The 5200-nt window shown below is 46.5% G+C and carries 5 protein-coding genes and 1 pseudogene; 5 read left to right on the top strand and 1 reads right to left on the bottom strand.

The window, feature by feature from the left end; translation table 11 throughout:
• Positions 1-271 precede the first annotated feature (271 nt).
• The 3 genes and pseudogenes from QUA43_RS31030 to QUA43_RS30515 form a co-directional block, all read left to right on the top strand.
• Positions 272-397, top strand: a pseudogene (locus QUA43_RS31030) (ISAs1 family transposase); the annotation flags it as partial.
• Between the two features lie 595 nt (positions 398-992).
• Complete coding sequence (scpB, locus tag QUA43_RS30520) at positions 993-1508, top strand: SMC-Scp complex subunit ScpB (protein ID WP_333216442.1); 516 nt, start codon at positions 993-995, stop codon at positions 1506-1508.
• A 42-nt stretch (positions 1509-1550) separates the two neighbouring features.
• Positions 1551-1898: a DUF760 domain-containing protein gene (locus QUA43_RS30515; RefSeq protein WP_015177249.1), complete on the top strand. Its 348-nt coding sequence runs from the start codon at positions 1551-1553 to the stop codon at positions 1896-1898.
• Between the two features lie 304 nt (positions 1899-2202).
• Here QUA43_RS30515 and QUA43_RS30510 read toward each other — a convergent pair whose 3' ends face one another.
• Positions 2203-3423 carry an HhoA/HhoB/HtrA family serine endopeptidase gene (locus tag QUA43_RS30510; RefSeq protein WP_333379494.1) on the bottom strand — a complete coding sequence of 407 codons (1221 nt, stop codon included), beginning with the start codon at positions 3421-3423 and terminating at the stop codon, positions 2203-2205.
• Positions 3424-3736: 313 nt separating this feature from the next.
• Here QUA43_RS30510 and QUA43_RS30505 point away from each other — a divergent pair, with 313 nt between their 5' ends.
• Both QUA43_RS30505 and QUA43_RS30500 read left to right on the top strand, forming a co-directional pair.
• Positions 3737-4651, top strand: coding sequence for a peptidoglycan DD-metalloendopeptidase family protein (locus tag QUA43_RS30505; protein ID WP_445302023.1), 915 nt, complete (start codon positions 3737-3739; stop codon positions 4649-4651).
• Positions 4652-4718: 67 nt separating this feature from the next.
• Entirely contained in the window at positions 4719-5078 is a 360-nt protein-coding gene (locus QUA43_RS30500; protein ID WP_333293840.1) for a hypothetical protein, read from the top strand.
• Positions 5079-5200 lie beyond the last annotated feature (122 nt).

Here is a 5200-nt window from a genome sequence, read left to right as displayed (position 1 = left end):
AGATGGCTTTTTCATGGTTTTAAGGGTTGCTCTACTTGCACCAATTATTATATCTTAAAAAAGCCTCAAATGATTGCAGAGCAATCATTTGAGGCTTTGAGAATTCTGAATTCTTTTGAAATTAAATCCGATCGAATATCTGCGGAATGTGGGTAGTAAGACACAATTAATTACACAAAAGTTTTGCGACAAGCCTTGTCTAGTAAAAAATCAGTGTGTAATTAATTCTGTCCAATTACTTATATGGCCGAGACATAACTACATAGCAGTCACTAATTTATCACTCCTGACAACCATCGCTCTTAATCTTTACCGATTTTTAGGTTTTTCATCATTAACTTGCGGTCAAAGATGGCTAAACTACGAACTAGAAAAGCTGATATTTTTACTTAATTAACAAGGTATATTAGCTCAATTCTCTGAGCGCCATTTAAAAAATATAATCCCCAAACCCATTCACACCAATAAAAACAGCTTATTCAACTATCAATTTTATTGATAGTTGAATTTTGAGTTCCCGAGGAGGATAGGAATTTTTTCATTCAGAATTTTAGCACACCTAAAATTCAAGAATGAAACAGCCGTGGGGTGTATCCCAGGGCAAAAATAGCATACACGCTGCCGATCAACAAACCATTCAAAAATTGTTGCAAAAACAGAGTTAAGTCCATCACCTGTTAAAAATTGAGCATCACACCAAAATCATTAGACCTCTTGCAAAATAATTTTGTGCTATTGTCGAAAGTTTAGACAATTTTATTGTCTAGCAGGCTGGACAAGTTTAAGGAGATGCCAATCAACCCAATAATTCAAAGTTTGACCTAAACGTGAGCAAACTTTTAAGTGAAACACATATTTTTTTTGCAAGAGGTCTATTATTCATGACAGGGAAGTTACGGAAATACGGATAACTGTTGTTTTCCTTAGTCCTTCTTCTTCCTTGCTTCTTCCTCCTTCTTTCAACGTCCCCATTCCTAATTACTAATTCCCAAATGACTCGCTTAGCCACAACAATAGAAGCCATACTTTACCTAAAAGGTCAGCCAGTGTCGATCGCAGAAATTGCCGAGATTGCCAAGTGCGATCGAGCCGAAGCCGAAGACGCCATCATCGAACTCATGTCTGACTCGTCCCACCGCGACAGTGCATTAGAAGTCGTCGAAACCCCCACAGGATACAGCCTGCAACTCAGAGAAGAGTTTGCCAGTTTAATGCAAACTTTAATACCTCCAGAATTAGGTGTGGGAGCTTTGCGGACGCTGGCTGCGATCGCCCTCAAAGGCGGCATCGCTCAGCCAGATTTAGTTAACTTGCGAGGTTCAGGAGCTTACCAACAAGTGCAGGAACTGGTAGAAATGGGTTTCGTCCGCAAACGGCGGCCCACTGAGGGGCGGTCGTATTGGTTACAAGTTACCGAGAAATTTCATCGGTACTTTCAAGTAGACCAACTGCCAAAACAATTGCAACTTGACTTTCAGGCAAATTTGTACCCAAGCAATGACGAGTAGTTTGAAGTAGAATGTAACCAGCCAGAAATTAAGAATCGCCAAATGGTTTTTCACCCTGACTTTGACACATCCAATGCCCAACAAACCGCAGTCAATCCACTGCTGAAGTACCTCCAACACCAATCCCCGGAGGTTCTAGCCCGCGTCGCCAAGTCCGTCAGCCCCGACATCAGAGAAATAATCTCTCATAACGTTCAAGGACTTGTCGGCGTTTTGCCTTCAGAAAATTTTAACGTCGAAATTACCACCGATCGCGAAAACTTAGCAGGTTTGCTAGCTTCAGCGATGATGACAGGCTATTTTTTGAGGCAAATGGAGCAAAGGATGCACCTAGAAGAAAATTTAGCAAGCACCAGCTCGATTAAACCAAACTCACCCAAAGACAAGTAAAAAGATCAACGGGTTGGGGAAGCAAGAAAGATGAAAGTTGTTCAGAAAAATCCATAATCCTGAATCGTGGAGGCACAGGGAATTAAGAAACCGGGCTGTTAACCGGGTATCCCTCGCGCTACACCGAGGATTTTGGTGAAAAAACCCGGTTACTGCTTCCAGGACTATAAAGCATCAGATTCATCTTCCATCCTCCACCCTTGCAACTAATACCAATTTCCAAAAAGAATGCAACTGTAGGTAAGCTCCAAATCCTTATCCCGTAAGTTATTCCCTATTCTTTAATCGAACCTCGAAAATTGTATTACCCACCGGCGGAGCTACCCGATAGGGGAAAAGCACCCGGACGTACTTTAATATTCTGAACTTGACCCAAACGGTTAATTTCAACTTCGAGTTCTTTGCCCACAACAGTGTTTTCCACCCGTTCTTGCACGTCCCCGGGAGTGTTAACCGCAATTCCGTCAACTTTTTGAATGACATCTCCGGGGCGCAAGTCGGCTTTTTGAGCGGGGGAATTTTCCACGACTCGCGTCACGGCAACGCCTTGATCGAGGGTAATTTTATTATTATCGAGCTGTTTGTTGAGTTCTGCCTTGGTGGCGGCAGTCAAGCTGACCATTTGAATGCCGAGATAGGGATGTTCGGCTTTACCTTTGGCGAATAGCTGATCGGAAACTCGTTTGGCGGTTTCGATCGGAATTGCAAATCCCAAGCCCTGAGCGTCCGCGCGAATGGCGGTATTGATGCCAATTACTTCGCCTTGGTCATTGAGCAGCGGGCCACCAGAATTGCCGGGGTTGATGGCGGCGTCGGTTTGGATGAAGCGGACTCGCTTGTCGGGGATGCCGACTTGGGAACTCGATCGACCCGTAGCGCTGATAATGCCCACAGTCACGGTATTGTCGAGACCTAAAGGATTGCCGATCGCGATCGCCCACTGTCCCGGTACAATATTGTCCGATCGACCCAAAGCCACCTGCGGCAGTTCCTTAGCATTAATCTTAACCACAGCCACATCCGTCAGCGGATCGACTCCCTGCACCTTACCCTCAAACTCGCGGCCGTCTTTGAGCGTTACCTTGACAGTATCCGTCCCGGAGACAACGTGAGCATTAGTAACGATGCGGCCGTCAGAAGTGAGAATAAACCCGGAGCCCGTACCTCTCTTGACTCGTTCTTCCGGCTGTGGCAAATTCTCCCCAAAAAACCGACGAAACAAAGGATTTTTGAATGCTTCGGGCACTTGATTCGCCACCTTGCTTGAGGCGTCAATCCGCACTACAGCCGGGCCGACTTTTTCGGCTGCTTCAGCAATAAAATTGGGATTGCTGCGATCGACTGCCCGATTTTCCTGAACTGAAGGAGAGGGATAGGGGGGGATTTGCTGGCGTACTACTGGCAAAACCAATCCGGTTTCCAGATTGTTTGAGCCTTGCAGATAGCGATTTCCCAACCATCCCATACCTCCGCCGATTGACAGCAAAGTCACATAAAGGGTCGCTTGCTTAAAAGATAAACTCATTTAATAACTCCCGCTAAATACCTCATCCCCGCAGACAGGTTCCGAATCAAGCATTTTTGTCTTGGCGACGGGAAGGAAGCGGGGCGGGGCGTACCGCTTCCTCAAGAACATAGCTGTTAACAGGCAGGCGCCCATCGGCATCACAGGCAATTTTGCCGGATTTGCCAAGAGCGAATCAAAGTAATAATTCTCATCCTAACTTGGCTTAGCCTGGGATTTACAGTCTGGGGGGTGGCTAGAGCTTGTAAATATGCAATTTTACAGGATTTTAAAATTGTCAACTGTCCGAAATGAATACTTTTTTATGTACATAATGACTTTGAAACGCTTATTTCCGCTGATTTTTGCATTAATTTGGTCGATCGCACCCGTTGAGAAAACGGCGGCAAATACCGAGCTCCCACCTGCAAATCTTCCTTTAGGTACACCTGTGGAAAACCCCGACCCGGCCCGCGATTGCCCGAGTCCGGCTATGTCTCGGTTGCGTCGCCACACTGTGGCCCAGGGCGAAACAATAGAAAGCATCGCGCGGCAGTACAATGTGAGCCCTGCGGCGCTGATCGGGATAAATCCGATGTTGGGGGGCGGTGGAGTATCTGCTGGAAGTGCGATCGTCATTCCTCCGTACAGTGGCATCGAGGTAGAAGTGCCTGCGGGCTGGAATTGGCAAAAACTGGCAGAAGCTTACAAAGTGCCCGCAGATTTGCTATTTGAGGCGAATGGGTGCAGGCCTTTGGGGAAAACGGTGTTTGTGCCAGCGGTGAATAGGTCGATCGGGCCTTCTATCAATCCCGATGCAACGCAATCGGTGCAAGGATTTCCGCTGCCCGCCCCAGCAGTGCAAGCTTTGCGTTACGGGCGGCAATTGCATCCGGCGCGGCGCGAATTTTTTTTCCACAGCGGGGTAGATTTTTTGGCATCGGAGGGTACGCAGGTTTTGGCTGCGGGCGAAGGGACTGTCGCCTTTGCCGGGCCGCAGGGGGATTACGGGAATTTAGTGGTGGTGAACCATGAAGCGGGGAAGCAAACGCGCTACGCTCATTTGAAAGATATTGTGGTAAAAGTCGGTCAAAAAGTGCAGTCTGGAGAAGTTTTGGGAACTGTGGGGACGACGGGAAAACGGGACATTCCGCCATCTCATTTGCATTTTGAAGTTCGGTACAATTCGGGTTTGGGTTGGGTTGCTGAAGACCCGCTGCTTTATTTGCAAGCGACTATTAAAAAATAGGATTGTTAGTGTGCTGGGGGGTGACAACCCGCCCCAAATCCAGACGGTGTAAGGATTGATCTGTGTTGTGGTAAAAAAAGATAGGCAGCAGAATTATTACACGATTGCCTATTCCAAAAAATATGTTACCAACATTTTACTAGACTCATTTACAAAAACAACTGACGCAAACCCCGTTTATTTTACTCACAATCTTTTTGAACCTGATAGAATCCGAGAAACAAGTAACGATCGCACTAATCGGGTTTCCATTAATCACTTATTGGTGAACAACTTATTGCCCGATCGCCCGTTTCCCAAAAAGTCGATCGCCCCATCCACAAAAAACCCGATCGCCCATCCACCCAAAAACCCGATCGCACATTTCTCTCAAATTCGATCGCCCCATCAACAAAAAACCCGATCGCCCATCCACCAAAAAACCTGATCGCGAGGCCCCAGAAACCGGGTTTTTTCCGAAATACTTCGTTTTAACTGAGATCTTGCACCATTCTCAATTAGCCATATTGCCAACCACTAACAGTGATGTCAAAACCCTGCTGACGAGCT

The organism is Microcoleus sp. N9_B4 (genome assembly GCF_036701635.1).
GTDB lineage: Bacteria > Cyanobacteriota > Cyanobacteriia > Cyanobacteriales > Microcoleaceae > Microcoleus.
This window is presented reverse-complemented; position numbering and strand designations above follow the sequence as displayed.